This is a genomic window from Pseudomonas sp. LABIM340 (genome assembly GCF_040017195.2).
Lineage (GTDB): Bacteria > Pseudomonadota > Gammaproteobacteria > Pseudomonadales > Pseudomonadaceae > Pseudomonas.
In genome coordinates, this window is sequence record NZ_CM200227.1 from 1,652,301 (window position 1) to 1,679,222 (window position 26,922).

Here is a 26,922-nt window from a genome sequence, read left to right on the forward strand (position 1 = left end):
ACGCGTCAGCGTAATCCGCCGCAGGAGCAGGCGCCAGCGTAATCAATCGCCGCTGGAACCGCCCGGATAGGCGCAGCCGCGCATGACCTTGTTGTCCAGGCGCAGCTCGGCCGACAGGTTGCTCAGTGCGCCGCTCATGCTGTCCTGGCAGCGTGCCGGAGCGACCCACAGCTCGACCTTCTCGCCGTTGGCCTCGCTGGAGTAACTGGTGCTGCCGTCAGGCACGCCTTCGGCGATGTACGGCAGCGCCAGCGACTCCTTGCCCGGCTGCTCGATCAGCATGCCCTGGCTGTTCACCAGCACGCTCCAGCCCGGCTCGTTGCCGTGGGCGCGGACGACCGCGCGCTTGAAGTTCGGGTCGTCGCAGCCGGAGCCTTCGTTCTGCAGGCGATAGACCTTGGCCACTTCCAGCTTGCCATCGGTGCCCTGGGCGCTGCTGCCGCTGAAGCTGCCGCGCAGGTCGGCGTACAGCGAGGTGGCGCCGTCGTTGAACATCTCCAGCGCATCGCGGGGGAGGCCGGTGTTGCCGGTGTCCTCGATGCTGAAGCGGCGCTGCTCGGTGCAGCTGCGGAACACCAGCTTGCCGTCCTGACGGGTCAGTTCGCCCTGCAGGCGAGTGGAGGCGTTAAGATCGGTCTTGTTCGGCGTCCACACCTGGCAGGCGGCGAACAGGGGCAGCAGGCTGAACAGAATGAAACGGCTGGATCGCATGGAACGGGCTCCCTCGAAAGTGCGCCCACGTTACCCAGCGAAGCCGGCCACCTCAAGCTGACACGGAGGATTTCGGATGATTCGTTGCAAGCGCGCCTATGAACCGGCGGCGAAGGAAGACGGCCAGCGGGTGCTGGTGGACCGCCTGTGGCCACGGGGGATTCGCAAGGAAGACCTGCACATGGAGCAGTGGGCCAAGGAGGCGTCGCCGTCCAACGAACTGCGCCAGCGCTTCCATCACGACCCGAGTCTGTTCGAGGTCTTCCGCAAGGCCTACCACGGCGAGCTGAATGCCCATCCGGAACACTGGATGGGACTGCTGGACCTCGCACGCAAGGGCACGCTGACGCTGCTCTATGCGGCCAGGGACGAGGAGCACAACAACGCGCAGGTGCTGGCGGAGTTCCTCGAGGACGAGCTGGAGAAGCAGGGCGAGGGCAGTTCCCCGGTCTGCTATGCCGGCAAGACCGAGTAGGGGGCTTGCTCGCGAACCAAGGGAAATCGTCACCGGAGTCGTAGGGCGGATAACGCGCCAGCGTTATCCGCCCTGACGGGTTCGGCGGATAACCTGTTCCAGGTTATGCGCCCTACGAGGAAGTCCCGTTACTAGATCTTGTACACCTGCCCGCTCTGCTTGCCTTCCACGCTGCGGGCGAAGCCCAGGGCGGCGTCGGCGGCCGGCACCGGCTTGAAGCCGCGGAAGAACGGGCCGTAGCCTTCCATCGATTCCACCAGCACGTTCGGGCTCACCGCGTTGATCCGCTGGCCGCGCGGCAGTTCCAGGGCGGCGCTGCGCACGAAGCCTTCCACCGCGCCGTTGACCAGGCTGGCCGAGCTGCCCAGCACGATGGGCTGTTCGCTGAGGATGCCGGTGGTGAGGGTGAAGGAAGCGCCGTCGTTGGCGTACTGGCTGCCGATCAGCACCAGGTTCACCTGGCCCATCAGCTTGTCCTTCAGCCCCACGGCCATTTCCGCCTCGCCCATTTCGGCAAGTGCGCCGAAATGCACCTTGCCGGCGGCGCTGATCAGCGCATCGAAGCCTCCGACCTGCTCGAACAGCGCGCGGATCGAGGCGCTGTCGGTGATGTCCACGCGGTAGTCGCCGCTGTTGCGACCGACGCGGATGATCTCGTGGCGCTGGCCCAGTTCGTTGGCGACGGCCTGGCCGAGGGTGCCGCTGGCACCGATCAGGATGATTTTCATGAAGGCTCCGAAGGGATTTGGCTGAAGACGGCTTCAGAGTAGAGTGGTCTCCTGTTTAGATAATCACGCCAATCGATAACCTTTGGTTTTCATATGGAAACAATCGCCAGCGACCTGGAAGACCTTTCCGCCTTCGCCGTGCTGCTCGAATGCGGCAGCTTCACCCGTGCGGCGGAGAAGCTCGGCTGCAGCAAGGGCCAGCTGTCCAAGCGGATTTCCGCGCTGGAGCAGGCCCTGGGCGCGACCCTGGTGCACCGCACCACCCGACGTCTATCACTGACCGCCGCGGGCGCCGCGCTGTTGCCCGAGGCCCAGGCGCTCAACGCCCAGGCCGCGCGGGCGCGGCAGGCGGTGCTGGCATTGCAGGAGGAGGCGCAGGGCAAGGTGCGGCTGAGCGTACCGGTGTCCCTGGGCGAGACCTTCTTCGATGCCTGGCTGATGGAGTTCTCCCGCCAGTACCCCGACATCCGCCTGGAGCTGGACCTGTCCAACGAACGCCGCGATCTGGTGGCCGATGGCTTCGACCTGGCGATCCGCTCCGGCAGCCTGGCGGTGGACGAACGCCTGGTGGCGCGGCCGCTGTTCGCCCTGCAGGAGCTGACCTGCGCCACGCCGGACTACCTGGCCGAGCACGGTGTACCGGAAGTGCCGGCGGAGCTGGCCGGGCATTCCTGCCTGCAGAACACCCATTATCAGGACAGCGACGTCTGGCTCTACCAGCGCCACCACGAACTGTTCCGGGTGACGGTGAGCGGCCTGCTGGCGAGCAACCACTACACCCTGCTGAAGAAGGCGGCGCTGGCGGGCGCGGGAATCAGCCGGCTGCCCTCCTACATGATTCAGCAGGAATTGGCTGAAGGCAGTCTCGTCTGGCTGCTGCGCGACTACCAGACCCGGACCCAGCCGGTGTTCCTCATCCACGCCTACCAGAGCCGCCTGCCGCGCCGCACGCAGCTGCTGGCGGACTACCTGCTGCGCTGGTTCGAGCGCAGCCGGATGCAACTGGTCGCGCTGGAAGGCTGACAGCTGTCAGTAAATTCATTCAGTCGTTCAGCTTCGTTCAGCATTGGTTCAGAGAGGGTTCAGGAGGAGTTCAGGGACCGATCGTTAGGCTTTCACCATCACTTTTGAGAGCCTTCCGAGGTCAACATCATGAACCGTCCCACTCTGCTTCTGACTGCCCTGTTTGCCAGCGCCGCTCTGCTGAGCGGCTGCGCTTCCAACCTGTCGGGTTCTTCCTACTCCCGCGCTGACGCCCGCGCCGTGCAGAACGTGCGCATGGGCACCATCGAATCGCTGCGCCCGGTACAGATCGAAGGCACCAAGACGCCCATCGGCACCCTGGCCGGCGCGGCAGTCGGCGGCATCGCCGGCAGCTCCATCGGTGGCGGTCGCGGCAAGGCCATCACGACCATTCTCGGCGGCGTCGCGGGCGGCGCGGCGGGCTCGGCGGTGGAAGAGGGCATCACCCGCACCCAGGGCGTGGAAATCGTGGTCCGCGAGGATGACGGCGGCACCCGCGCCTATGTCCAGGCGGTGGATGCGAACCAGCAGTTCCGCATCGGTGATCGCGTCCGCATCATGACCGTCAACGGCGCCAGCCGCGTCACCATCTGAACGGAGGACGCCCCATGCGCCGCCTGTTGATTGCCGCGCTGGCCCTGCTCGGCTGTGGCATAGCCATGGCCGACGACGGGGGCTTCTGGTACCTGCAGACCAGCGTCTACACCACCCACTGGAACCATGACCCGGACCACAACAACCACCAGGAGCTGATTGGCCTGGAGCGCAACCGCGCCGATGGTGTGGTCTGGGGCGGTGCGACCTTCAAGAACTCCTTCAGCCAGCGCTCCAACTATGTCTACGCCGGCAAGCGCTTCGACTGGGAAGGCACGCCTTTCTACGCCAAGGTCACCGGCGGCGCGCTGCAGGGGTATCGCGGCGAGTACCGCGACAAGATCCCGCTGAACCACCTGGGCGTGGCGCCGGCGATCATCCCTTCGGTCGGCGCGCACTTCGGGCCGGTCGGCGCCGAACTCGTGGTACTGGGCAACGCCGCCGCGATGGTCAACGTCGGCGTACGCTTCTGATTTTTCCTTCAGCCGAAATGCAACGGGCCGCGATGAGTGTTCATCGCGGCCCGCTTCGTTTCTGAAGGAGGAAAGTGTCAGGCAGTGACGTCCTTCAGCGACTTGTCCAGGCAGTCGATGAACAGCTCGGCATGTTCCTGCTCGAAGGCCAGCAGCGGACGGATCTTCAGGATGTTCTCCAGTGGCCCGGCGGCGCTGATCAGCACGCCGCGCTCGCGCATGCTGTTGACCACCTGGCGGGTCTGGTTGGCGGCGGGCGACTTCGACGCGCGGTCGGTGACCAGTTCGACGCCGAGGAACAGGCCCGCGCCGCGTACGTCGCCGATCAGTTCATGGCGCTCGGCCAACTGGCGGATGCCGTCGGCGAGGAAGGTGCCTATGCGCTGGGAGCGCTCCTGCAGTTTCTCGTCGCGGATCACGTCGAGCACTGCCTGGGCCGCGGCGCAGGACACCGGGTTGCCGCCGAAGGTGTTGAAGTAGCGCACCTCGCGGCCGAAGCTTTCGAGGATTTCCGGGCGCACCACCACGCCGGCGATGGGCTGGCCGTTGCCCATGGGTTTGCCGAGGGTGACCAGGTCCGGCTGCACGCCGTGGCGCTGGAAGCCCCACATGGCGTCGCCGGTGCGGGCGAAGCCGCTTTGCACTTCGTCGGCGATGTAGAGCAGGCCTTCGTCCTGGGCGACCTTCACGGATTCGGCGAGGAAGCCGGCGGGGCCGGCCAGCACGCCGTCGCTGGCGAAGATGCCATCGAGCAGCAGTGCGGCGGGTTTGATGCCGTGGGCGCGCATATCGGCGATGGCGGCGCGCACGTCATCGGCGAACCGCTTGCCGACGTTTTCCGCACCCAGCCGGTAGGCGTCTGGCGCAATCACGGTGCGCGCGTGGGCGGGGAGGGTGATGCCGGAACCGAGGGACGGCGACAGCTCGGAAATGCTGCCGGTGACGCCGTGGTAGGCGAAGCGGGTGATGATCACCCCGGTGCCACCGGTGTACTGGCGGGTGATGCGCAGGGCGAGGTCGTTCGCCTCGCTGCCGGTGCAGGTGAACATCACCTGGTCCAGGCCGTCGGGGAAGGTGGCGAGCAGGTCTTCAGCGTAGTCGAGGATGCCTTCCTGCAGGTAGCGCGTGTGGGTGTTCAGCACTGCCGCCTGGCTGGCGATGGCTTGCACCACGCGCGGATGGCAGTGGCCGATGGAGGCAACGTTGTTGTAGGCGTCGAGGTAGCGGTTGCCCTGATTGTCGTAGAGCCACACGCCTTCGCCGCGCACGGTGTGCAGCGGGCGCTCGTAGAACAGCCGGTAGGCCGGGCCGAGCAGGCGCGCGCGGCGTTCGATCAGGCGGCGCTCCTGTTCGCTCAGGCGCTCGGCGTCGGCGGCGCTGAATCCGTTGGGCATGGTCATGGGCGGGGCTCCTGTTGATTCGCGCTGGAGGGGTTGCAGGCGGCGGCGATCTGCTCCTGCGCCTGTTCCCGGCTGAGGCCGGCCAGGCCTTGCAGGCTCTGCCAGGCGTGGCGGGTATTGCGCAGGATGTAGTCGCGGTTCTCGGGGTGCAGGCTGGCGCGCCAGGCGGTGATGCTCAGGGTCATGATCAGCCGCGTGGCGATCAGGTCGGGGAGGATTTCCTGTTCCTCGGCCAGCAGCGGGCAGCGGCGATGGTAGGCGGCGATCATCTCGCAGGCGGTGGCCAGCGGTGCGTCCGGCTCGCCCACCTGGTAGGCGGCGGCGACGCCGAGATCGTTGATCAGAGGGGCGTGAACCATGTCGCCGAAGTCGAGGATGTTGCGCACCTGGTCGGGGTGCTGCGCGTCGACGATGACGTTGTGCGGGTTCAGGTCGTTGTGGATGACCTGGGCGCGCAGCGTCGCCTGGCGCGGCAGGGCGTGACGCTCGAAGTTGTCGAGGAAGCGTTCGACCAGAGCGCGTTGCTCGCGGTCCTCGATGTAAGTCAGCAGGTTGCGCAGGCGCGAGGCGTGCTTGAGGTCCCAGAGCAGTTCGTGGCCGGCGGTGGCCGGGTGCTCGAAACCCTTGAGCGCCAGGCCCAGGCGGGCCAGGTCGTCGCCCAGGTTCTCGCGCAGGGCACGGCTGCGTTGCGCGACGCGATGCAGCGGGACACCGTCGACGAAGGAGAACAGCCGGGCAATCATCGGCTGACCGTCTACGACCAGGGGAATCTGGTGCTCGCCGTTCAGCGAGGGGTAGACGCGCTGTACTGCCAGGGTCGGGTCCTGCGCTTCGACGCGGAGCAGGGCGCGGGTCTGGAAGTCCACGACCTGCGGGTCTTCCAGCGGGTGGGAGAGCTTCAGCAGGCGGTCGTCGCCATGGCCGTGGGCGATGTGGAAGTTCAGGTCGCGCTCGCCGGCGAGGCGGTGCAGCGTGCCGTGCTGGCCGAAGTATTCCTCGGCGATCGCAGCGGCCTGGGCGTCGCTCACCTGGGCGGGGGCCGCTTCCAGCAGGTGGTCGTGGACGGGAGCGGTATTGAGGGGCACGGGTACTTCTCCAGCAGAGATAACGGGTCCAGCAGAGATAACAGGTCCAGCAGAGATAACGGGTCAAGCAGGGTTCAGCGGTAGAACGGTCTTGCGGTGTTACAGCGAGGCGGTTGCTCCCGCCCGACTCGGGGTCGGGCGGGAGTCGCCGGTGTTACTTGCTCGCCCAGGCGTTGAAGCGTTGTTCCAGTTCCTCGCCGTGGTCGATCCAGAACTCGGTGTCCATGGCGCGCGCGTTTGCCAGGTTCTGCGGCGCGGTGGGCAGCTTCGGCGCGATGGCCGGGTCGATCAGCGGGATGGTGTTCTTGTTGGTCGGGCCGTAGGGAATGTTCTCGGCGAAGACCTTCTGGTGCTCGGGCTTGTTGGCCAGCGCGATGAACTGCTCGGAGAGTTCCTTCTTCGGGCTGCCCTTGACGATGGCCCAGTGGTCCAGGTCGTAGATGCTGCCGTCCCACTGCATGGCGAAGTCGCGGCCTTCCTTCTGCGCGGTGGCGACGCGGCCGTTGTAGGCGCTGGTCATCACCACGTCACCGGCGGCCAGCCACTGCAGCGGTTGCGCACCGGCTTCCCACCACTGGATGTACGGCTTGATCTCGTCGAGCTTCTTGAACGCACGGTCCACGCCTTCCTTGGTGCCCAGCACCTTGTACAGGTCGGCCTGTTTCACGCCGTCGGCTTCCAGGGCGAACTCCAGGGTGAACTTGGCGCCGCGACGGAGGCCGCGCTTGCCGGGGAATTTCTTCACGTCCCAGAAATCGGCCCAGCCGGTGGGGGCGCTGGCGAGCTTCTTGGCGTCGTAGGTGAGCACCGTGGACCAGATGAAGATGCCCACGCCGCAGTCGCTCACGGCGGCGTCGAGGAAGTCTTCGCGCTTGCCCAGCTTCGACCAGTCGAGCTGCTCGAACAGGCCTTCGCTGCAACCGCGCATCAGTTCCGGGGATTCCACCTCGACCACGTCCCAGCTGGTCTTGCCGGTGTCGGCCATGACCTTGATCTTGGCCATCTCGCCGTTGTACTCGGCGCCCTGGACGGTGACCTTGGCCTGTTGCTCGAAGGGTTTGTAGAAGGCCTTTTCCTGGGCCACCTTGTTGTCTCCACCGAAGGACACCACGGTGAGTGTTTCAGCGTGCAGCTGGGCGGCGCCGCCGGCCAGCATCATCAGTGCTATGGCTTTCTTGAACATGCGATGACTCCTGAGCGGGCCAATCCGGCCCATGAATAAGAGGGCAGCTTCAAGAGTGGGGCGCTGCGCCAGGCCAAGCTGAAAGGCCGGCTGATACGCCCTCGGACATCAGGGAGAGGAACGGGCGGAACTGGTGAGGTCGATCATGGGAATGTGCTCCGTTTCTTGTTGTTGTTCGGATAGCTCGTTGTAGGACCAAGCTGAGCCGATTAAAACACCTTCCAAAACATGATGCATCATGTTTTTATTGGCGCCATCGCTTCACGGATGTTCACAGATCGCGCGCCCCGATGAGTGGCGCAGACAGCGGCTCAGACTTGAGAGGGAAGCACCATGAACCAGACCCGCACCCTGCTGCTCACCGGCGCCAGCCGCGGCATCGGCCATGCCACGGTGAAGCACTTCAACGCCGCCGGCTGGCGTGTGTTCACCGCCTCGCGCCAGGACTGGAGCGCCGAATGTCCCTGGGCCGAAGGGCTGATCAACCACATCCACCTGGACCTGGAGGACATCGACAGCGTCCAGGCCAGCCTGCCGATGATCCGCGAGAAGCTCGGCGGCTCCCTGCATGCGCTGGTGAACAACGCCGGCATCTCGCCCAAGGGCCCGGAAGGCGAGCGCCTGGGCGTGCTGGGCAGCGACTACGGCACCTGGCTCAAGGTGTTCAACGTCAACCTGTTCTCCACGGCGCTATTGGCGCGCGGGCTGTTCGATGAGCTGAAGGCCGCCAAGGGCTCGGTGATCAACGTCACCTCCATCGCCGGCTCCCGCGTGCATCCGTTCGCCGGTGCCGCCTACGCTTGCTCGAAGGCCGCGCTGGCGGCGCTGACCCGCGAGATGGCCCACGACTTCGGCCCGCACGGCGTACGCGTCAACGCCATCGCGCCGGGGGAGATCGATACGGCCATCCTGTCCTCGGGCACCGAGCTGATCGTCGAGCGCGACATTCCCATGCACCGCCTGGGCAAGCCGGAGGAGGTCGCCTCGCTGATCCACTTCCTCTGCACCAGCGGCGCGTCCTACGTGAATGGCGCGGAAATCCACGTCAACGGCGGCCAGCATGTGTGATCCCGCTGGCATCCAGCGCGCTCAATCCGCATCATGCGCGCCGGAAATGCCGCAGCACGCGATGAGAAAGCGATGAACTACCCGATCGAAGGCCTGAATCACTCCTACCTTGGCAGCGGCGTCTACGCGCTGCTGCGCGAGGCTTTGATCACCGGTCGCTTCAAGCCGGACGACCGCCTGCGCATTCGCGACCTGGCCCAGCAGCTGGGCACCAGCGTCACCCCGGTGCGCGACGCCATCCTGCAACTGGCCAAGGAACAGGCGCTGGTACTCAAGACCCCACGCGACATCCGTGTGCCGCTGCTCACCCGCGAGCAGTACCTGGAGATCCGCAGCATCCGCGTGGCGCTCGAAGGTCTGGCCGCCGAGACCGCGGCCGAGCGCGCGAGCGACGGGCAGCTGGACGAGCTGGAAGCCAACATCCGCGAGAACCTCGACGCGATCCACGCCGATGACCTGGAATTGGCGCTCAAGCTCAACCAGGCCTTCCACTTCGCCCTGGCCGACATCGCCGGCATGCCGCTGCTGCGTGCGTTCCTCGACAGCCTGTGGATGCGCACCGGTCCGCTGATCGCCCAGGCCTACGCCGACTTCAACGAACGCATGGCCATCGAGCACCACTGGGATGTCCTGCGTGCCTTGCGCGAACGTAACGGCGGCGCCGCCCGCGAGGCGATCCATGCCGACCTGCTGGACGGCAGCGAGAAAATGTTGGAGTTCATCGCCCAGACCGAAGAGCCGGAGCAGGAAGCGGGCTGAGCTTACGCGATCACTTGTAGGAGCGGGCCACGCCCGCGATCGCGTGCATGGCACGCTCCTACAGGTTTGGATGTCAGACCGCCCCATCCTTGCGCAGCGCCGCGATGGCTGCTGCGTCGTAACCCAGCCCACTCAGCACCTCATCCGTATGCTCGCCCAGCTTGGGGCCGATCCACTCGGCGCTGCCGGGGGTGTCGGAGAGCTTGGGGACGATGCCGGGCATGCGGAAGGATTTGCCGTCCGGCAGCTTGGCGGAGAGGAACATCTCCCGCGCGAGGAATTGCGGGTCGCTGAACATGTCCTCGGCGGAGAAGATGCGACTGGCCGGCACCTCGGCTTCGGTGAGCACCTTGAGCACGGTATCCAGCGATTCGGAGCGCGCCCAGCGGTCGATGATGCCGTACAGCTCGTCACGGCGCGCATCGCGGCCGTCGTTACTGGCCAGGGTCGGGTCCTCGGCGAGGTCGAGGCGGCCGATGGCGGTCATGAAGCGGCGGAAGATGGCGTCACCGTTGGCGGCGATCTGCACGTGCCTGCCGTCGGCCGTGGTGTGCACGGAGGAGGGGGTGATGCCGGGCATGATGTTGCCGGTGCGTTCGCGGATGAAGCCGAACACATCGAACTCCGGGACCATGGATTCCATCATGGCGAACACCGCTTCGTAGAGCGCCACGTCGACCACCTGCCCGGCTCCGCCGTTCACCTCGCGATGACGCAGGGCCATCAGCGCGCCGATCACGCCCCACAGCGCGGCGATGGAGTCGCCGATGGAGATGCCGGTGCGTACCGGGGGGCGGTCCTCGAAGCCGGTGATATAGCGCAGCCCGCCCATCGACTCGCCGACCGCACCGAAGCCCGGCTGGTCCTTGTAGGGGCCGCTCTGGCCGAAGCCGGACAGGCGCACCATCACCAGCTTCGGGTTCAGCGCGTGGATCACGTCCCAGCCCAGGCCGAGCTTCTCCAGCACGCCGGGGCGGAAGTTCTCGATCAGGATGTCGGCCTCGGCCAGCAGCTTCTTCAGCACCTCGCGGCCGGACTCGTGCTTGAGGTTCAGGGTCAGCGAACGCTTGTTGCGCGCCTGCACGAACCACCACAGCGACGTGCCCTCGTAGAGCTTGCGCCACTTGCGCAGCGGATCGCCGCCATCGGGCGATTCGACCTTGATGACTTCGGCGCCGAATTCCGCGCACAGGCGCGAGGCGAAGGGGCCGGCGATCAGGGTGCCGAGTTCGATGACCTTGAGGCCGGCGAGGGGTTTGGCGGTGCTGTTCATCGGTTTGTCCGATCAGAGAGGAATCGCCGGACTCTAACGCTTGTGCACCGCTTCGAACAGGCCGCCGGGCAGACGCCTGGCAACGGTGCTTTGCGCCGACCTTTGGCGCGCGTAGAGTAGCGACATTCAGGGATGTTTCTTACTTCAGCTCGCCGGTTTTCGGACAGGTATACCGTGATGCGCTCGCCCACTTCCAGACAGCCCTTTGGCCTGGCGGCATTCCCCGACGAATGCGCGCAGGCGGGTGGCGAGGGGGCTGCATGACGTTGAACCTGCCGACGCTGGTAGTCGTCGACCTCTACGTGCTGACCCTGGTCGGTGTGCTGATGGCTTTCGCCTGGCACAGCGGCCGCCGCGACCCCACCCTGGGCTATATGAGCGCCGCGCTGCTACTGGGCGCCGTTGGCACCTTGCTCGCCACCCTGCGCGGCATGGGCATCGACTGGGTGGCAATCCTGCTGGGCAACGTCGTCCTGCACCTGTGTTCGGCCATGACCTGGACGGCCATGCGGGTGTTTGCCGGACGCAAGCCGAACTGGCCGTTGATCGGCGCAGGTGCGGCGTTCTGGGCGGTGCTCTGCCTCGTCCCGGCCTTCTATGAATCCCTCGCGGCGCGGGTGCTGGTCAGCACGGCGATCACCATCGTCTATTGCCTGGCGTCCATTGCCGAACTCTGGCGCAGCCGCCTCAAGCTGGAAGTGGAGCTGCGCCCGACCCTGGCGCTGCTGATCTTCCACACCCTGGTCTACGGCGTGCGCCTGGTGGTGGACCGCGGCATGCCGTTCCAGAGTGTGGCGGACAATGGCCAGGGCTCGACCTTCTTCACCTTCATGGTCTTCGAGACCATGCTGTTCGCCATCGGTATTGCCTTCGCCACCCTGGCGATGGTCAAGGAGCGCGCCGAGCTGCAGTTCCGCAGCGCCGCCCTGAGCGACCCGCTGACCGGCGTGGGCAACCGCCGAGCCTTCATGGAGACCGGCGAGCGCCTGCTGCGCCTGTGCGTCGAGCGCGGCGAGCAGGCCTCGCTGCTGCTCTGCGACCTGGACAACTTCAAGCGGCTCAACGATTCCTTTGGCCATCCGGCCGGCGACCGCGTGCTGGTGGAGTTCAGCCGCATCACCGCCTCGCGGATGCGCAAGCACGACCAGTTCGCCCGCATTGGCGGGGAAGAGTTCGCCTGCCTGCTGGTAGCGGCCGACACCGAGGGCGCCTGCCAGGTCGCCGAGCGGGTGCGCCGAGAGTTCGCCGAACTGCCGTTCATGGCCGAGGGCCAGCTCAGCGTCAGCATCGGCATCGCCACCACGCGCGAGGCCGGGCATGACCTGCTGCGCCTGCTGTCGCTGGCCGACCAGGCGCTCTACGCCGCCAAGGCCAAGGGCCGCAATCGCATCGAACTGGCCGCGCCGGAGCCGGGAGCCGACCGGCGTCCACGGACATAAGCCACGGCGCCCGTGCTTTCGCGGTAGACTTGCCGCCTTCGAAAATTCGCCGGGAACCCCCATGGCCCTGTCCGCCACGCCCTACAAAGCCGATATCAGCCTGACCGACCTCGACCGTGGGGTCTACGAGACCCTGCGCTTCACCGTCGCCCGCCATCCCTCGGAAACCGAGGAGCGCCTGGCGGTGCGCCTGCTCGCCTACGTCATCTGGTACAACGAGCAGCTGGCTTTCGGACGCGGCCTGTCGGACGTGGAAGAGCCCTCGCTCTGGGAAAAGAGCCTGGACGACCGCGTGCTGCACTGGATCGAAGTCGGCCAGCCCGACGCCGACCGCCTGACCTGGTGCTCGCGCCGCTGCGAGAAGCTGACCCTCGTCGCCTACGGCAACCTGCGCGTGTGGACCACCAAGGTGCTCGACAGCGTGCGCCACCTGAAGAACCTCAACGTCGTCGCCATGCCCCAGGAGGCGCTGGAGGAAATCTCCCGCGACCTGCCGCGCTCGATCAACTGGACCGTGATGATCAGCGAAGGAACCATCTTCGTGACCGACGAGCGCGGCCAGCACGAGCTGCAAGTGGAGTGGCTGATGGGCGAGCGCTGATCGCTCGTTGTACCTGCTGTAACCAGGGCGCCGGGATCGGCGCCTGAATGAATCGACTGGAACACCCATGCGCATCGAATCCCGCCCCCTCCCGCCAACCCTGCCCAACCTGGGCGACCTGCCGCCGCTGCTGACCCGTCTCTACGCCGCCCGTGGCGTGCAGAGCGCCGCCGAGCTGGACAAGGGGCTGGCGCGGCTGATCCCGTACCAGCAGCTCAAGGGCGTGGACGCGGCGGTGGAACTGCTGGTCGATGCGCTGGAGAAGGGCCAGAGGATTCTCTACGTCGGCGACTTCGACGCCGACGGCGCCACCGCCAGCAGCGTCGGCGTGCTGGCGCTGCGCATGCTCGGCGCGGCCTGGGTCGATTACCTGGTGCCCAACCGCTTCGAGTACGGCTACGGCCTGACTCCGGAAATCGTCGCGGTGGCGCTGGAGAAGCGCCCGGAGCTGCTGGTTACCGTGGACAACGGCATCTCCAGCATCGACGGCGTCGCCGCTGCCAAGGCCGCCGGCCTGCGCGTGCTGGTCACCGACCACCACCTGCCGGGGCAGGAACTGCCCGCTGCCGACGCCATCGTCAACCCGAACCAGCCCGGCTGCGATTTCCCCAGCAAGGCCATGGCCGGTGTCGGCGTGATCTTCTACGTGATGCTCGCCCTGCGCGCCCGCCTGCGTGAGCGCGGCTGGTTCGCCGCGCGTGGCATCGCCGAGCCGAACCTCGCCGAGCTGCTCGACCTGGTGTCGCTGGGCAGCGTCGCCGACGTGGTGCCGCTGGACGCCAACAACCGCATCCTGGTGCACCAGGGCCTCGCGCGCATCCGTGCCGGCCGCGCCCGTCCGGGCCTGCGTGCGCTGCTGGAAGTGGCCGGGCGCGATTGCCGGCGGATCACCTCCACCGACCTGGGCTTCATCCTCGGGCCGCGTCTGAACGCCGCCGGCCGCCTGGACGACATGTCCCTGGGGATCGAGCTGCTGCTCTGCGAGGACGAAAGCGTCGCCCGCGACATGGCGGTGCAGCTCGACCAGCTCAACCAGGACCGCAAGGCCATCGAGCAGGGCATGCAGCGCGAAGCGCTGGCGCAGCTCAAGGAACTGCCGGTGGAGGAGATGCCCTTCGGCCTGTGCCTGTTCGACCCGGAATGGCATCAGGGCGTGATCGGTATCCTCGCTTCGCGGCTGAAGGAGCGTTACCACCGCCCGACCATCGCCTTCGCCGATGCCGGCGACGGCACGCTCAAGGGCTCGGCGCGTTCGGTGCCGGGCTTCCATATCCGCGACGCGCTGGACGCCGTGGCCGCCCGTCATTCGGGGCTGATCAGCAAGTTCGGCGGCCACGCCATGGCCGCCGGCCTGTCGCTGCCGCAGGAGAACTTCGGTGCCTTCGCCGCCGCTTTCGACGCCGAAGTGCGCCGCCAGCTGGATGAAGAAGACCTCACCGGCCGCCTGCTCTCCGACGGCCAGCTGGGTGCCGAGGAGTTCCACCTGGAACTGGCCCGCGCCCTGCGTCAGGCCGGCCCCTGGGGCCAGCATTTCCCCGAGCCGCTGTTCCACGGCATCTTCCAGATCGTCCAGCAGCGCGTGGTTGGCGAGCGTCACCTGAAGCTGGTGCTCAAGACCGAATGTGGCTCGCTGCAGCTGGACGCCATTGCCTTCAACATCGACCGCGAAATCTGGCCGAACCCCACCGTGCGCTGGGCGGAAGTGGCCTACAAGCTGGACGTCAACGAGTTCCGCGGCAACGAGACGGTGCAGTTGATGGTGGCGCATATCGCGCCGCGCTGAGTTCCGTTCGAAGTTCCCTGTAGGAGCGCCCCGTGGGCGCGATCGCGCCCACAACGCCTTTCTAGAAAGAGGCCCGCTCCTACAGGTGACGCGCGTCAGATGCCTTTGATCTCGCTCGGATCGACCTCGACCATGTACCCCGGCCCGACGTCGAAGAGAATGTAGAAATCCCCGCTCGGGCGCTTGAAGGTCAGGCTGGAGTCCGCGCCCAGCTTGCCGGGGATCAGTATCTGGTTGTCGGCGCCCATCACGTCCAGGGTCACGCCCGGTGCGGCGCTGCCGTCGGTGAAGCCGCCGATGCAGCGGATGGTATCAGCGTCCAGCGCCGTACATTCGCAGAAGGGCGCGTGGGCGAGGGCGCCGGCGCTGGCGCTCAGGCCGAGCAGCAGGGCGCTGTACTTGAAGATCGCTTTCATTGTTTGCTCCGGGTCTTTTCCAGCCAGGCCACCAGCGAGGGCGAGGCCTTGTCGAGAGGGACCTGCGCCTGGTGCACCGCGCCGTCCCAGCCTTCCACGGTCAGCCACAGCTCGTCGGTCGGGGTGACGCGGGTCGGGATCGTGACCTCGGCGAACTGCTGGTGGCGCGCACCGGCGAACAGCCCGCCGGCGGCGCGCAGGCTGCGCGGTTGGCCGATGCGCAGGTAGGCGGCCTTCACCTGTGGATAACAGCTGTCGCAGAAGACCAGGGTGAATGCCTTGACGAAGCCGGCGCGGCCTTCGTCCTCGGGCTCGCCGACTTCCCACTCGGCCATGCGCGCGGTCCACGGGCCGACCTGCACGGCGCCGATCTCGCGTTCGCCAAGCCCGCGCAGGCCGCGGTCGAGCTTCGCCTCGTGGAAGTAGTGGGGCATGAAGCCCAGGGGGATCAGCACCAGCAGGGCACTGAGGTGGAATCGCCAGCGCAGCCACAGGCGACGCAGCTTGCTGTTGCCGCTCATTGGCTGGCCTCCGGGGTGGCTGCGACGCTGATCCGCTCGCGGGCCTTCTGCTTCTTCAGTTCCTTGGCGGTGGCGATCAGGGTGCGCTTGCTCCAGATCATCAGGCCGCTGAGCACCATCATGCTGAGGATCAGGCCGAACACGAACCAGATCAGCTTGACCCACACGCCGCCGAAATCGCCGGTGTGCAGCGGGCGCATGGACTCGGTGACGAACTCCAGGCCCGAGCGGTCGCCCAGCAGGCGGGTCGAGGCCACGCTGCCGTCATAGGGGTTCACCTGGGCGCTTTCGAACATCAGCGGATACCAGGCCTTGCCGAAGATGGTCACCGGGTCGTAGGCGCTGGAGGGCAGGCGGAAGAAGTTTGGCTCGAAGCCGGGAATGCGCTGCTGGGCAACCAGCACGGCGGCGTCCAGGCCGATGCGCGGCGGCGCCTTGCCGTCTGCGCTCACGGGGATGCTGTCGCGCTGGATGATGGTCGGCACGCCCTCGCTGGAGATGGAGATGCTGTTGTCGAACAGCGTCGCCTGGATCAGGAACCAGGTGCCGGTGATGGAGATCACCGCGATGAACCAGATCGACCAGATGCCCATCAGCCGGTGCATGTCGCCCCAGAAGATGCGCGCGCCCTGGCGCAGGCGCAGGGTCGGCTTGAGGAAGCCACGCCAGAAGCGCTTGTACACCACCAGCCCGGTGACCAGAGACGCCAGCATCGGCAGGCCGAGCAGCGAGACCAGGTACCAGCCCCAGCTGAAGCCATGGTTGAACGGCACCAGCCACCAGCCGTGCAGCGCGCGGGTGAACTGGCGGAAGTCGAACAGCGGCATCTTGCCCTGGATGACCCCGGTGTAGGGATTCACGTAGAGCATGGCGGTAGCGCTGTCCGGATAGGTGACGCTGACCCGTAGGGCGAAATGCGTTTCGCTGGGCGCGCTGATCATGCGCACGGCGGCCTGCGGTTGCTGCTGGGCCATGGCCGCGAGCACCTGGTCGTAGCCCAGGCGCTGGGCGTCGTCGTCTGGCGGGTTGGCACGCACGGAGGGGTCGGCGAGCCAGATGATTTCCTGGCTCACGGTGGCCAGGGTGCCGGTGATGCACACCAGGAAGACGAAGAACCAGATGGGCAGGGCCAGCCAGCTGTGGACCAGGAACCAGAGCCTGGAGCGGGATTTCTTGGACATGGGAATCACGGCCACGCAAAAGGGGACAAAGGAAAAGGCCCCCCGCCGGACAGGGCCGACGAGGCGCGAAGACACCAAAGGAGCAGCGGTGTTCTAGGAGTAAGGACGGATGAGATCGAAAAACCGGCCATGTGCAGTTGCAAATAAATGTTTCGGCGCAGGTTTCCCGGCCTTTTCGATTTCTTTACACAATTTCTGTGCGTGTTTTTCGCGGCTCATCCGTCTTGTTATGTGAAAGCGATCGATTCGCAACGGAAGCGAGCGACGTTTCGTTCGAGTAGTGCCCCAGACAGGAGAATCCCCCGCATGAACGTTTCCCTTCGCCAGCCCGTGCTGCTGGCCCTGGCGCTGAGCTGCGCGCCATTGGCCAACGCGGACTACCTGTGGCTGGAGCGCAGTGCAGGCCAGAGCGCGAAAAGCTATTTCAGCGAAGTGCAGCCCGGCGAACACCTGCCGGTGGCCCAGTTGCAGAACCCCCGCGTCGTGCTGGGTGAGGGCAAGACCGCGCCAATGCAGGCCGGCATCGATTCCTTCGAGATCGGCAACGCTTCGGCGGGCGACCTGCGGGTCGCCGCCCAGCGAGCCGAGGGTGGCACTTTGACCATCTATCAGGCGCGCGAGGGGAGGACCGAAACCCGGGCGCAGAATGATCTTGAACTGGTGCCCACCACTCCCGGCGGCAACACCTTCGCCCTGCACTGGAAAGGCACTGTGGTGCCGGCCTCGCAGGTCAACGTGTACACCTCCGAGCAGTGGACCCGCAGCCTGAAGCCGGCGGCGGACGGCACGGTGACCCTGATCACGCCGTTCCCGGCGCGCTACGTGCTGGAGGTCTCCGCCCAGGTCAATGGCGGCGCCAGCATCGAGGGCAAGCGCTATGACAGCGTGATCCATGTTTCCACACTGTCTTTCGAGGTGCGCCCATGAGAGTTGCGATGAAGGTCAGTACCCCGCCACAGCCGCGTCTGCCGCGCCCGGCCCGCCAACTGCTGGAGCACGCCGGCCTGCGCAGCAGCCTGCCACGGCTGAATATCCTCGATGCGTTGGTGATCTGCGGCAAGGCGACCGCGGTCGAACTGCACGCCTACCTGGAGGAGCCGGGCCTGCCCATCTCCCTCAGCTGCGTCAGCCAGACCCTGCGTCGGCTGCACCTCTCCGGCCTGCTCGAACGCGACACGAACAAGCGCTACAGTCTGGCCCCCGGCGCTGTGGCCGCCATGGGAAAGTCCAACGAGCTGCACTGACAGCGGCGATGCTCCCTGTAAGAGCACGCCATGCCCGCGATCGCGCGCATGGCGCGCTCCTACAAGGGGGCCGGCGTTTCCGTCCGGTTGCAGGGGGCCCGGCTGCGACGGAGCCACCTATCATCTGGGCCTATCCTTAGGCGATCCCGGTCTACAGTTGTAGGACAAGATCTGAAGACCAGAGAGGGAGTGCCACCATGAGCCAGTTGTTCGAGCCCCTGACCCTGCGCCAGCTGACCCTGTCCAACCGCATTGCTGTTTCCCCCATGTGCCAGTACTCCGCCCAGGACGGCATGGCCAACGACTGGCACCTGGTGCACCTGGGCAGCCGCGCCGTGGGTGGCGCCGGTCTGGTGATAGTCGAGGCCACGGCGGTCGCCCCGGAAGGGCGGATCAGCGCCGAGGACCTGGGCATCTGGAATGACGAACAGGTCGAGCCGCTGCGGCGCATCACCCGCTTCATCGAATCCCAGGGCGCGGTGGCCGGCGTGCAGCTGGCCCACGCCGGACGCAAGGCGAGCACCTGGGCGCCGTGGCTGGGCAAGCACGGCTCGGTGCCGATCAGCGAAGGCGGCTGGACGCCGGTGGCGCCCTCGGCCATCGCCTTCGACCCGCAGCACACCGCGCCCATTGCCCTGAGCGAAGAGCAGATGGCGACCATCAAGCACCAGTTCGTGCGCGGCGCCGAGCGCGCCCTGGCCGCCGGCTTCAAGATCGCCGAGGTGCATGCCGCCCATGGCTACCTGCTGCACCAGTTCCTCTCGCCGCTTTCCAACCAGCGCCGCGATCAGTACGGCACCTGCTTCGAGAACCGCATCCGCTTCCTTCTGGAAGTGACCGAAGCCGTACGCGCGGTCTGGCCGCAGGAGCTGCCGCTGTTCGTCCGCCTGTCCGCCACCGACTGGGTGGAGGACGGCTGGAACCCCGACGAGACCGTGGAGCTGGCGCGCCGCCTGAAGAACCTGGGCGTGGACCTGATCGACGTGTCCTCCGGCGGTACCGCTGTGAACGCCGAGATTCCCGTGGGGCCGGGCTACCAGACGCAGTTCGCCGAGCGCGTGCGCAAGGAAGCGGGCGTCGCCAGCGGCACCGTGGGGATGATCACCGAGCCGGTGCAGGCCGAGCACATCCTGCGCACCGGGCAGGCCGACCTGATCCTGCTGGCTCGCGAACTGCTGCGTGACCCGTACTGGCCGCTGCACGCCGCTGATGAGCTGGGTGGCCAGCAGGTGCCGTGGCCGGCGCAGTACCTGCGCGCTGCGCAACGTGGCACGCCCAAGCGCAAGGCCTACGGGCAGGTTTGATTGACTCTACGGGGCACTCGCGCTTGCCGAGTGCCCCTGAATCCCGAATCCAATTCCTGACCTGTCGCAGTGCACCCGCCACGTGCCCATGGGCGGGTGCGCGATTCATGTCTGCGTCATCAATTCAGCGACCAACCACCTCTTCGAAAACCGGCCCCCACAGAGGATGCCCCGCTTCGGCTCTTTCGAGACGGAACGAAGGGTTGATCTGCACCGCGCGTTCGAAGGCGAAACGACATTGATTCGGGCGCTCGGTCACGCAGTAGCTGAATGCCAGGTACTTGAGCGCCTGCACCTGCAGCGGTGAATCGACGCTCCAGAGCTTCGGGGTAAGAAATTGCTCCTCAGCCGCGGCGTAGTCCCCTGCTTCGTATGATCGCGTGGCTTCGTCGAAGGCTTGCTGTGCCTGTGCCTGTGCCTGGTCGGCGTCCGCGGGCGCTTCCGCGAAGTGGTGTTTGCAGCCTGATGCAACAATGGCCAGGCAGGCGATCAACAGAGGCGTCGAGAGTGGGCGCGGAGACTTCATGGCTTGGTCCGTGTAAGGAAAGGAGGCCGCTGCGCTTACGGAAAGCTGTGCCGCAGCGTCACCGACTGGCCGGTGGCTATCTGCACCTTCTGGCTGTAGCTGGGCAGGTCGGGGTTGCGCAGTTCGACGGTGTAGAGGCCCGGCGGCAGTTGCAGCTTGAACAGCGGTGGGCTGATGCCGCGCTTGCGACCATCGATCCAGACCTCGGCCCACGGCTGCACGGCGACGATCAGCGTGCCGACTGTGGCGGGCGTCGGCGTGCTGCGCGTTTTATCCGGGCTGGCCGGTTTCGTGCTGGTTACCGCAGGCAAAATGGGCGGCGGCTGCCTGCGTTCTGTGTGCATGTGCGCCGAAACCGGTGCTGGAGACGATCCTGTTGCAGGTGCAGGTGCAGGTGCAGGTGCAGCTGTCGGTTTTTCAACACTCTGCGTGGCGGGCGCTGCTTGCGTGGCAGTGTCGGGTGAGAGCTGGTGGTCATAAGCCGCCGGGTCGGGCAGTTCGTCCAACGCAGGCTCGGAGGGCGCAGGCAGCACCGGCTCGTCGTCCATGGGCTCCTGGGTAACGGTCACGGTGCTTTCTGACGGAGTGTCGGTGGGCTGCGTTTGCGCAGGAGGCTGAGTGCTCGGCTCGTGGTCTGCAGGGGTTACGACGGTGTCGTCGAATGCTCCGGCCTTCCACAGCGCCACCAGCAGCGCACAGGCGGCAATGCCGACGATCAGCAACCCGCTCGCGATTGGTCCCGGTATGCGCCGGGGGGCGCTGGCCGCTGGCATAGCCTGGGGTGGCTCCTGCGGCGCGGTCTGAGCAGATGGCCGAGCGGGGGGCGGTGAAGAAACCGCGGGGCGCGGCATCACGGTATAGGCGGTGCCCGGACCGTCCCAGGAGCTCAGGGCGTCGACTGGAGCCGAACCGGTACGCTCAGTGTCCGGAGGCGTCCGGGTGTCGTGGGGGCGGGGGGAGTTCGCGGTGGGTTCCATCGGGCGGCATCTTCAAGGGGGTGAAGAAGAGGCCTGGCCCTCGTACTGGAAGCGGAGCGCCGTACACGACGAGAAGCAGGCATTCAATGTTCGAAAAATGGCCGCGGATCATAGAAAGCCGATTTCCACGGCTCAAATGCGCTGGGTGGTTTCCGTCGCAGGGGTGGGGATTTGAGGATCAGGTCGCGCTTTGCGGCAGCTTCCGGAGTGCCAGTCCGGGAAGTGTGACCGAAAGGTCAGGAAAAGAAATGAAATGTGATATCTGTCGCACAGTGGCGCTGTGATGCTACTCTCACCGCGCTCGCGCAAGGATTGCGCCACTACCCCTCAGAGCACCACTGGAGCACGCATGGACGCTTCTGCAACGCCTGCTGTCATCCCGCAATCGGAAATCGCCCTGCTGGCGAACATCCTCGCCCTCGCCACCCGCAACATGTCCAACCTCAGTACGCTGATCACCCAGTTGTCGGTGGAGCTCGGCCATAGTCCCGATCCGCACCTGCAGCGCGTGGGCCAGCGGGTGCTGGCGGATGTGGATGTGCTGGCGAAATCCCTGGATACCCAGTGGGAGCTGATCGGCGCGCTGGCGCGCTTCTGCCCGCTGCTGTCGCGCACGCCGCTGGTGAAGCCGTCGCTGGTGACGGAAATCCATATTACCGAGCTGCCCCAGCGGACGTGATCCGAACTCCCCAGCAGGAGCGGGCCATGCCCGCGATCGCGCGCATGGCCCGCTCCTGCAGGTTGACGCTCTATTCGCCGGTCTGCGCCAGCTCGAAGCTCATCATCAGCGCCCAGGGCGCATCGCTGTCGCCCACGCGGATGGGTTGTAGCAATTGCACGCGGCGGCCTTTCACCTGTTCCCAGCAGCGGCCCTGGGCGATGGCGTTGCGTGCTTCCTGCGGCAGCTCGCCGGCCTTGTCGCCCAGACGCTTGGCGTCGGAATGGGTGACGTAGACGCTGGCGTTGGACAGCAGCGTGTACTGGCCGTTGCCCATGGGGCTCAGCTTGCCGAGGCTTTCCTGCAGCTGGTGCAGGGTGTAGTCGGCGCCCAGGATGCCGAGGAAGCGGCCGTTGGAGTACATCGGAGACATGAACGAGGTCATCAGCACGGTGCTGCCGCCGACGCTGTACTCGTAGGGCTCCATGAACACGTCGCGGCCCTTGTCGCGGGGGATCTGGTACCAGTCGCCGCTACCGTCGGCCTTGTCGTAGCCGACCAGGCATTCGCGCTGGGCCACGCCGCTGCCGCGGTGCCAGTAGGCCATGAGGCGCCCGCTGGCGTCGTGGCCGGGGGCGTCGATGAACTCGCGGTCGCGGCCGTCGAAGGCATTGGGTTCGCAACCGCAGGCGAAGGCCAGCAACTCGGGGTTGCGGGTCAGGTACTCGTGCATCACCGCGTCGATCTGCTCGCGCTGCGGGCCGAGGTTGCGGCTCTTCATGCCGAGGATGAAATGCTTCAGGCCATAGAGGGCGGTGGCCATCACGGCGAAGCGCGCCTCCAGTCGCTGGGACTCGCTGGCGAGCACCACGCGGGCGGTGTCCAGCAGGCTGGAGTGCTCGGCCTGTTCGACGTCGGCCAGGGCGCGGGCGCTCTCGCTCTTGATCGAGGCGACGACGTTGCCGATGTCGGCGGTGGCGTTGGCCGACTGGGTCGCCAGGCGGCGCACCTCATCGGCGACCACCGCGAAGCCGCGCCCGCTTTCCCCGGCGCGGGCGGCTTCGATGGCGGCGTTGAGGGCCACCAGGTTGGTGTTCTTGGCGATCTGCTTGATGACTTCGGAGACCTTGCTGATCTCGGTCCAGCGCACATTGAGGTCGGCGATCAGTTGCTTGACCTGGTCGATGGTAGAGCGGGTGCTGGAGCTGTCTTCGGCCTTGGCGGGCCGTGGTTCGAGTGTGATTGACATGGTTTGGGACACTGCAGTGGCGGAGGAGGGCAGAGTTAGGCGAGGGCTTCTTTCTGGTTATGTCGGCCGCGCCCCGAGGCGTGGCCGATGATGCTCCCTGTAGGAGCGGGCCCATGGGGCGCTCCTACAAAGGCGGCGCAGGGCGGATGACGCCCTGCGTGCCCGACGTCTGTTACCAGCCGAGCTGCTTGTGCAGGCCCAGGGCGTCGTAGTAGTCGCCCTGGTAGACGATCTTGCCGTCCTTGACCTTCACGTAGCTCACACCGTCGAACGACAGCGGCTTGTTGGTCGCCGGGGTCTGGGCGTCCCAGGCTCCGGTGTTGGTGCCGCTGAAGGTCCACTGGAAGGCGATGCCGTCCTTGTCGACGATCGGCTTGCCGTTCATCTTCCACTTCAGGTCCGGAACGGCCCCCACGAACACCTTGATCACGTTGTCGCGCGCGGCATCGCGGCCCTTCTGCGGGGTGCCGACGGTGACGTCGAAGTATTCCGCATCCTTGGCCAGGTAGCCGGCGGCCTTCTCGGCATCGTGGGCGTTCCACGCGGCCATGTAGGCATCGACGATCTGTTTGGGCGACTCTGCGGCCTGTACGAGGCCGGCAAAGGTGAACAGCGACAGCAGGTAAAACGCTCTGACGAGGTGACGCATGCTTGCCTCCGTTGCGGGCGGGCCCGCGGGTTGTCGGCCGGACGGCCGTTAAGTGCGGCGCCACGCGGTGCGCGGCGCCGGATTGCTCAGGCCAGCTCGCCCACCGCGCGCCAGGCCTCGTCGATGGCTGCGTGGGCATAGGCGTCCCAGGCGGCATCGGAGTTGGCGATGGTGACGTTGCCGACCTTGGTACGAGCCAGGTTCATCAGTTTTTCGCTCTCTTCCTCATCATCGAAGAGGCTGTTGGAGAAGTACGAATAGCCGTGCGACCAACGGTTGATGGTGATCCCCTGGATATCCTTCTGATGGTCGAAGCCGGCCGGGCCGAGCATGGCCTGCAGCTGGTCGCGGATCATCTCTTCCATCTTTTCGAAAGACATGGCGTAGAGCTTGCCGCGGCCGACGCGGGCCTGGGTACGTGCGTCCATGCCGGCGTTGGGGCTGGTGGGCACGTAGACCATGTGCAGGCCGATGGGCTGGTTCGGATCGCGCGGGTGGCTGTAGCCGCCGATGTCCACCGGGTAGTCCAGCTTCACGCGGCTGTACGGCTGGCTCGGCGCGTAGATCTCATGCACGCCCAGCTTCATGAAACTCTGCCAGTTGCGGATCACCACCTTGGTGTACACCAGCGGGAACTTCACGTTCTGCGCCAGGGCGTGGCTCTGCTCGGCGGAGAGGTCGCGCAGGATGTAGGGGATGATCATGTTGTAGCAGGCCAGCACGCAGTGCTTGGCGCGCACACGGTGCAGGGCGCCGGCGCGGCTGTAGCCGACGTCCACGCCGCCATCGCGGTTCTTCACGCTGACCGCGGTGCTGTTCAGGCGCAGGCGCACGGCGTTCTTCGGCTGGTCCAGCTTGGCGTAGTCGAAGGTGGCCAGGACGATGTCGTTCATGTCCTTGCCCGGTGCCACGCCGGGAATCAGGCCGCGCACCAGCAGGCGCGCCAGCGAGGCGTTACCGTCGGGGAAGTGGTAGATGTACGGCTCTTCCATCTCGGCCTTGGCTTCCTCGCTGATGGGCGAGAGGTCCATGGCGGCGAAACCGGGGAAGCCCACGGAGTAGGCCGAGTCGGCGGGGACGGCGTCGATGCTCAGCGCCGAGAAGTCGTTGGTGCGGCTGAGGAAGTAGCGGGTGGCGGCTTCGCTCAGGCCGACGTCCTTGCGCAGGAAGTCCTGGTAGCTGGTCTTGGCCAGGTGCGCTTCCTTCTCCTCGCGGGTCTTGCCGGCGAGGTAGTCCTTCGGCGCTTCGTGCAGGTCGATCAGCGCCTGGCGGTCGGCCTCGGGCAGCGGGAAGTCGGAGATGAACGCGCGCCAGCTGCGGGCGTTGAGTTTTTCCGGGGCGATGTCGTCGGCCACCATGGGCGTCGGGTCGCCGGACACCATCTTCGCTTCGCCGAAGCCGGCCTTGTCGAAGAACACGCCGCGCGACAGGCCCAGGTTCGGGTAGAAGTCACGGTCGAAGGCGGTCTCGAAACGGTCCACGTCAACGTTCAGCTGCTTGAGCAGATTGTTGACCGTGTCGCTGTACAGGTGCTTGGGCGACTGGAAGGCTTCGCTGCCGCCGTAGCCGAGGATCATCCGGCCGCCGGCCTGGAATTCGTTGCGCTTGGCATGGCCGCCGAAGTCGTCGTGGTTCTCGATGATCAGCACGCGCGCCTTGGGGTGCTTCTGCCGGTAGAACCAGGCCGCGGACAGGCCGCTGATGCCGCCGCCGACCACCACCAGGTCGTACTGCTCCTCGATCTTCAGGCCATCGGTATCGAATACCTTCTTCTCCCAGCCCATCTGGTGCGCGACCTCGAACGCGCCGGGATGGCTGCCGCGCATGCCGGTGAGGGCGGGCGGGTAGTAGCGGCCGGAGGGGGCGGCCTGGAGAAGTTGCAGCGGGGTGAGGCCCGCGCCGATGGTGAGGGCAACGCCGTTGAGGAAGTCGCGGCGGGTGATGGTCATGGGAAGTCCTTGCAAGGTGATGGCCCGGGGCACGGGCTGTCATGGTTTTGCCCTTCCATCCGGAAGGGAGTGCGGCATGCGTGGCCGCGCGGCGGTCCCGGTCGAGCGGGGCGCCGTAAAGCATCGGGCCCTCGTGTGAGGGCCCGACTTGTTACTGCTTAATGTTTGATCATCACGTGACGGATCGCGGTGTAATCCTCGAGGCCGTACATCGACATGTCCTTGCCGTAGCCGGACAGCTTCATGCCGCCGTGGGGCATCTCGGTGGTCAGCATGAAGTGCGTGTTGACCCAGGTGCAGCCGTACTGCAGGCGGGCGGACAGGCGATGGGCGCGACCGATGTCGCTGGTCCACACCGAGGAGGCCAGGCCGTAGTCGGAGTCGTTGGCCCAGGCCAGCGCCTGTGCTTCGTCCTCGAACTCGGTGACCGAAACCACCGGGCCGAAGATTTCGCGGCGGACCACTTCGTCGTCCTGGCGGGCGCCGGCGAGCACGGTCGGCTCGAAGAAGAAGCCCGCGCGGTCGGCACGCTTGCCACCGGTGACCACTTCGATGTGCGGAACCTGGCGGGCGCGCTCGACGAAGCCGATGACGCGCTCCAGGTGCTGCTCGGTGATGACCGGGCCGAGCTCGGTGTTCGGGTCGTCCTGCTCGCCGTACTGGATGCTGGCCACCGCTTCGCCGAGCTTCTGCACGAACTTGGCGTAGATGCCCTTCTGCGCGTAGATGCGGCAGGCAGCGGTGCAGTCCTGGCCAGCGTTGTAGAAGCCGAAGGTGCGGATGCCTTCCACGGCGGCGTCGATGTCGGCGTCGTCGAAGATCAGTACCGGGGCCTTGCCGCCCAGTTCCATGTGCATGCGCTTCACGGTATCGGCGGTGCCGGCGATGATGCGGCTGCCGGTGGCGACCGAACCGGTCAGGGACACCATGCGCACTTTCGGGTGGGTAGTCAGCGGCTCGCCGACGGTCGGGCCGCGGCCGAAGACCAGATTGACCACGCCGGCGGGGAAGATGCCGGCCATCAGCTCGGCCAGGCGCAGGGCGGTCAGCGGGGTCTGCTCGGAGGGCTTGAGCACCACGGTGTTGCCGGCGGCCAGGGCCGGGCCGAGTTTCCACGCGACCATCATCAGCGGGTAGTTCCACGGTGCGATGGAGGCGACCACGCCCACCGGGTCGCGGCGGATCATCGAGGTGTGGCCTGGCAGGTATTCACCGGCGGCGGAGCCCTGCATCACGCGGCAGGCGCCGGCGAAGAAGCGGAACACGTCGGCCACGGCCGGCAGTTCGTCGTTCAGCGCGGCGGAGTAGGGCTTGCCGCAGTTGTTGGACTCCAGGCGGGCCAGTTCCTCGGCGTTGGCGTCGATGGCGTCGGCCAGTGCCAGCAGGAGCAGGGAGCGATCCTTCGGCGCGGTCTGCGACCAGCTGTCGAAGGCGGCGTCGGCGGCCAGCACGGCGGCGTCGACCTGGGCCGGGGTCGCCTCGGCGATTTCCACCAGGGTGGTGCCCAGCGACGGGTTCAGGACGGCGAGCTTTTCGCCTTCGCCAGCGACCAGTTGGCCGTTGATCAGCAGATTGGTTTGCATGGTTGAGTCCTCTTGTTCAGGAGCGTGGTGCAAATTCGGTTGGGGTGTTTCTTTTTAGGGGCCTGCCGGC

Annotated in this window: 28 protein-coding genes and 1 pseudogene; 13 read left to right on the forward strand and 16 right to left on the reverse strand. The window is 66.4% G+C overall.

All coding sequences use genetic code 11. From position 1 onward, the window contains the following. Window positions 1-42: 42 nt before the first annotated feature. Complete coding sequence (locus ABKS89_RS07805; protein ID WP_017521068.1) at window positions 43-711, reverse strand: COG3650 family protein; 669 nt, start codon at window positions 709-711, stop codon at window positions 43-45. 76 nt (window positions 712-787) lie between these two features. On the opposite strand from ABKS89_RS07805, the gene ABKS89_RS07810 reads away from it, so the two are divergent. Further along, window positions 788-1,186: a DUF488 domain-containing protein gene (locus tag ABKS89_RS07810; protein ID WP_348587799.1), complete on the forward strand. Its 399-nt coding sequence runs from the start codon at window positions 788-790 to the stop codon at window positions 1,184-1,186. A 131-nt stretch (window positions 1,187-1,317) separates the two neighbouring features. On the opposite strand, the gene ABKS89_RS07815 is transcribed toward ABKS89_RS07810, so the two are convergent. Continuing rightward, a complete protein-coding gene (locus ABKS89_RS07815) occupies window positions 1,318-1,914 on the reverse strand; it encodes a short chain dehydrogenase (protein WP_348587798.1) in 597 nt (198 codons plus the stop codon). A 93-nt stretch (window positions 1,915-2,007) separates the two neighbouring features. Between ABKS89_RS07815 and ABKS89_RS07820 the strand changes: the two genes are divergently transcribed. From ABKS89_RS07820 to ABKS89_RS07830, 3 genes are all read left to right on the forward strand, one after another. Further along, the gene (locus ABKS89_RS07820) at window positions 2,008-2,937 is read left to right on the forward strand and encodes a LysR family transcriptional regulator (RefSeq protein WP_192210075.1); all 930 of its coding nucleotides are present in this window, start codon (window positions 2,008-2,010) and stop codon (window positions 2,935-2,937) included. A 129-nt stretch (window positions 2,938-3,066) separates the two neighbouring features. Next, window positions 3,067-3,531: an outer membrane lipoprotein gene (locus ABKS89_RS07825; protein ID WP_138212563.1), complete on the forward strand. Its 465-nt coding sequence runs from the start codon at window positions 3,067-3,069 to the stop codon at window positions 3,529-3,531. 14 nt (window positions 3,532-3,545) lie between these two features. After that, window positions 3,546-4,004 carry a sn-glycerol-3-phosphate transporter gene (locus ABKS89_RS07830; protein ID WP_138212564.1) on the forward strand — a complete coding sequence of 153 codons (459 nt, stop codon included), beginning with the start codon at window positions 3,546-3,548 and terminating at the stop codon, window positions 4,002-4,004. 77 nt (window positions 4,005-4,081) lie between these two features. Here ABKS89_RS07830 and ABKS89_RS07835 read toward each other — a convergent pair whose 3' ends face one another. The 3 genes from ABKS89_RS07835 to ABKS89_RS07845 all read right to left on the reverse strand — a co-directional run bounded on the left by ABKS89_RS07835 (window position 4,082) and on the right by ABKS89_RS07845 (window position 7,672). Then, on the reverse strand, window positions 4,082-5,404 hold the full coding sequence (locus ABKS89_RS07835) for an aspartate aminotransferase family protein (RefSeq protein ID WP_348587797.1): 1,323 nt from the start codon (window positions 5,402-5,404) through the stop codon (window positions 4,082-4,084). Continuing rightward, on the reverse strand, window positions 5,401-6,489 hold the full coding sequence (locus tag ABKS89_RS07840; protein ID WP_348587796.1) for a phosphotransferase: 1,089 nt from the start codon (window positions 6,487-6,489) through the stop codon (window positions 5,401-5,403). Before ABKS89_RS07840 ends, ABKS89_RS07835 begins: the two co-directional genes overlap by 4 nt. A 154-nt stretch (window positions 6,490-6,643) precedes the next feature. Next, entirely contained in the window at window positions 6,644-7,672 is a 1,029-nt protein-coding gene (locus tag ABKS89_RS07845; protein WP_151186205.1) for an ABC transporter substrate-binding protein, read from the reverse strand. Between the two features lie 333 nt (window positions 7,673-8,005). Here ABKS89_RS07845 and ABKS89_RS07850 point away from each other — a divergent pair, with 333 nt between their 5' ends. Both ABKS89_RS07850 and ABKS89_RS07855 read left to right on the forward strand, forming a co-directional pair. Next, complete coding sequence (locus ABKS89_RS07850; RefSeq protein WP_045209895.1) at window positions 8,006-8,740, forward strand: SDR family NAD(P)-dependent oxidoreductase; 735 nt, start codon at window positions 8,006-8,008, stop codon at window positions 8,738-8,740. 72 nt (window positions 8,741-8,812) lie between these two features. After that, entirely contained in the window at window positions 8,813-9,499 is a 687-nt protein-coding gene (locus tag ABKS89_RS07855; protein WP_138212568.1) for a GntR family transcriptional regulator, read from the forward strand. A gap of 73 nt (window positions 9,500-9,572) precedes the next feature. On the opposite strand, the gene ABKS89_RS07860 is transcribed toward ABKS89_RS07855, so the two are convergent. Beyond that, the gene (locus ABKS89_RS07860; RefSeq protein ID WP_348587795.1) at window positions 9,573-10,772 is read right to left on the reverse strand and encodes a CaiB/BaiF CoA transferase family protein; all 1,200 of its coding nucleotides are present in this window, start codon (window positions 10,770-10,772) and stop codon (window positions 9,573-9,575) included. 260 nt (window positions 10,773-11,032) lie between these two features. Between ABKS89_RS07860 and ABKS89_RS07865 the strand changes: the two genes are divergently transcribed. The 3 genes from ABKS89_RS07865 to recJ all read left to right on the forward strand — a co-directional run bounded on the left by ABKS89_RS07865 (window position 11,033) and on the right by recJ (window position 14,595). Next, window positions 11,033-12,211: a GGDEF domain-containing protein gene (locus ABKS89_RS07865; RefSeq protein ID WP_138212570.1), complete on the forward strand. Its 1,179-nt coding sequence runs from the start codon at window positions 11,033-11,035 to the stop codon at window positions 12,209-12,211. 61 nt (window positions 12,212-12,272) lie between these two features. Beyond that, complete coding sequence (locus ABKS89_RS07870) at window positions 12,273-12,812, forward strand: YaeQ family protein (RefSeq protein WP_045209899.1); 540 nt, start codon at window positions 12,273-12,275, stop codon at window positions 12,810-12,812. 67 nt (window positions 12,813-12,879) lie between these two features. Beyond that, the gene (recJ, locus tag ABKS89_RS07875; RefSeq protein ID WP_138212571.1) at window positions 12,880-14,595 is read left to right on the forward strand and encodes a single-stranded-DNA-specific exonuclease RecJ; all 1,716 of its coding nucleotides are present in this window, start codon (window positions 12,880-12,882) and stop codon (window positions 14,593-14,595) included. A gap of 95 nt (window positions 14,596-14,690) precedes the next feature. On the opposite strand, the gene ABKS89_RS07880 is transcribed toward recJ, so the two are convergent. The 3 genes from ABKS89_RS07880 to ABKS89_RS07890 are packed head-to-tail and all read right to left on the reverse strand — an operon-like array spanning window position 14,691 to window position 16,713. Continuing rightward, window positions 14,691-15,011: a hypothetical protein gene (locus ABKS89_RS07880; RefSeq protein ID WP_348587794.1), complete on the reverse strand. Its 321-nt coding sequence runs from the start codon at window positions 15,009-15,011 to the stop codon at window positions 14,691-14,693. Next, window positions 15,008-15,532, reverse strand: a complete 525-nt coding sequence (locus tag ABKS89_RS07885; protein ID WP_348587793.1) for a PA2404 family protein — start codon at window positions 15,530-15,532, stop codon at window positions 15,008-15,010. The genes ABKS89_RS07880 and ABKS89_RS07885 overlap by 4 nt, the downstream gene beginning before the upstream one ends. After that, a complete protein-coding gene (locus ABKS89_RS07890; RefSeq protein WP_138212574.1) occupies window positions 15,529-16,713 on the reverse strand; it encodes a PepSY-associated TM helix domain-containing protein in 1,185 nt (394 codons plus the stop codon). Before ABKS89_RS07890 ends, ABKS89_RS07885 begins: the two co-directional genes overlap by 4 nt. A 306-nt stretch (window positions 16,714-17,019) precedes the next feature. On the opposite strand from ABKS89_RS07890, the gene ABKS89_RS07895 reads away from it, so the two are divergent. From ABKS89_RS07895 to ABKS89_RS07905, 3 genes are all read left to right on the forward strand, one after another. Then, a complete protein-coding gene (locus ABKS89_RS07895; protein WP_138212575.1) occupies window positions 17,020-17,640 on the forward strand; it encodes a hypothetical protein in 621 nt (206 codons plus the stop codon). 8 nt (window positions 17,641-17,648) lie between these two features. Next, entirely contained in the window at window positions 17,649-17,957 is a 309-nt protein-coding gene (locus ABKS89_RS07900; protein ID WP_138212576.1) for a transcriptional repressor, read from the forward strand. A 197-nt stretch (window positions 17,958-18,154) separates the two neighbouring features. Then, window positions 18,155-19,261, forward strand: a complete 1,107-nt coding sequence (locus tag ABKS89_RS07905; RefSeq protein WP_138212577.1) for an NADH:flavin oxidoreductase/NADH oxidase — start codon at window positions 18,155-18,157, stop codon at window positions 19,259-19,261. A gap of 124 nt (window positions 19,262-19,385) precedes the next feature. Here ABKS89_RS07905 and ABKS89_RS07910 read toward each other — a convergent pair whose 3' ends face one another. Continuing rightward, window positions 19,386-19,787 carry a TssQ family T6SS-associated lipoprotein gene (locus ABKS89_RS07910; protein ID WP_348587791.1) on the reverse strand — a complete coding sequence of 134 codons (402 nt, stop codon included), beginning with the start codon at window positions 19,785-19,787 and terminating at the stop codon, window positions 19,386-19,388. Window positions 19,788-19,822: 35 nt separating this feature from the next. Further along, window positions 19,823-20,509 carry a hypothetical protein gene (locus ABKS89_RS07915; protein ID WP_348587790.1) on the reverse strand — a complete coding sequence of 229 codons (687 nt, stop codon included), beginning with the start codon at window positions 20,507-20,509 and terminating at the stop codon, window positions 19,823-19,825. Window positions 20,510-21,113: 604 nt separating this feature from the next. On the opposite strand from ABKS89_RS07915, the gene ABKS89_RS07920 reads away from it, so the two are divergent. Then, the gene (locus ABKS89_RS07920; protein ID WP_348587789.1) at window positions 21,114-21,443 is read left to right on the forward strand and encodes a hypothetical protein; all 330 of its coding nucleotides are present in this window, start codon (window positions 21,114-21,116) and stop codon (window positions 21,441-21,443) included. A 70-nt stretch (window positions 21,444-21,513) separates the two neighbouring features. On the opposite strand, the gene ABKS89_RS07925 is transcribed toward ABKS89_RS07920, so the two are convergent. The 5 genes and pseudogenes from ABKS89_RS07925 to ABKS89_RS07945 all read right to left on the reverse strand — a co-directional run bounded on the left by ABKS89_RS07925 (window position 21,514) and on the right by ABKS89_RS07945 (window position 26,852). After that, entirely contained in the window at window positions 21,514-22,245 is a 732-nt protein-coding gene (locus tag ABKS89_RS07925; RefSeq protein ID WP_518301034.1) for a PDC sensor domain-containing protein, read from the reverse strand. A 132-nt stretch (window positions 22,246-22,377) separates the two neighbouring features. After that, a pseudogene (locus ABKS89_RS07930) lies at window positions 22,378-22,671 on the reverse strand (methyl-accepting chemotaxis protein); the annotation flags it as partial. Between the two features lie 172 nt (window positions 22,672-22,843). After that, window positions 22,844-23,320, reverse strand: a complete 477-nt coding sequence (locus tag ABKS89_RS07935; RefSeq protein ID WP_045209913.1) for an ester cyclase — start codon at window positions 23,318-23,320, stop codon at window positions 22,844-22,846. A gap of 86 nt (window positions 23,321-23,406) precedes the next feature. Continuing rightward, the gene (locus ABKS89_RS07940) at window positions 23,407-25,269 is read right to left on the reverse strand and encodes an FAD-dependent oxidoreductase (protein ID WP_348587787.1); all 1,863 of its coding nucleotides are present in this window, start codon (window positions 25,267-25,269) and stop codon (window positions 23,407-23,409) included. Window positions 25,270-25,427: 158 nt separating this feature from the next. Then, window positions 25,428-26,852 (reverse strand): gamma-aminobutyraldehyde dehydrogenase, encoded by a 1,425-nt coding sequence (locus ABKS89_RS07945; RefSeq protein WP_138212583.1) that lies wholly within the window; start codon window positions 26,850-26,852, stop codon window positions 25,428-25,430. Window positions 26,853-26,922: the final 70 nt, after the last annotated feature.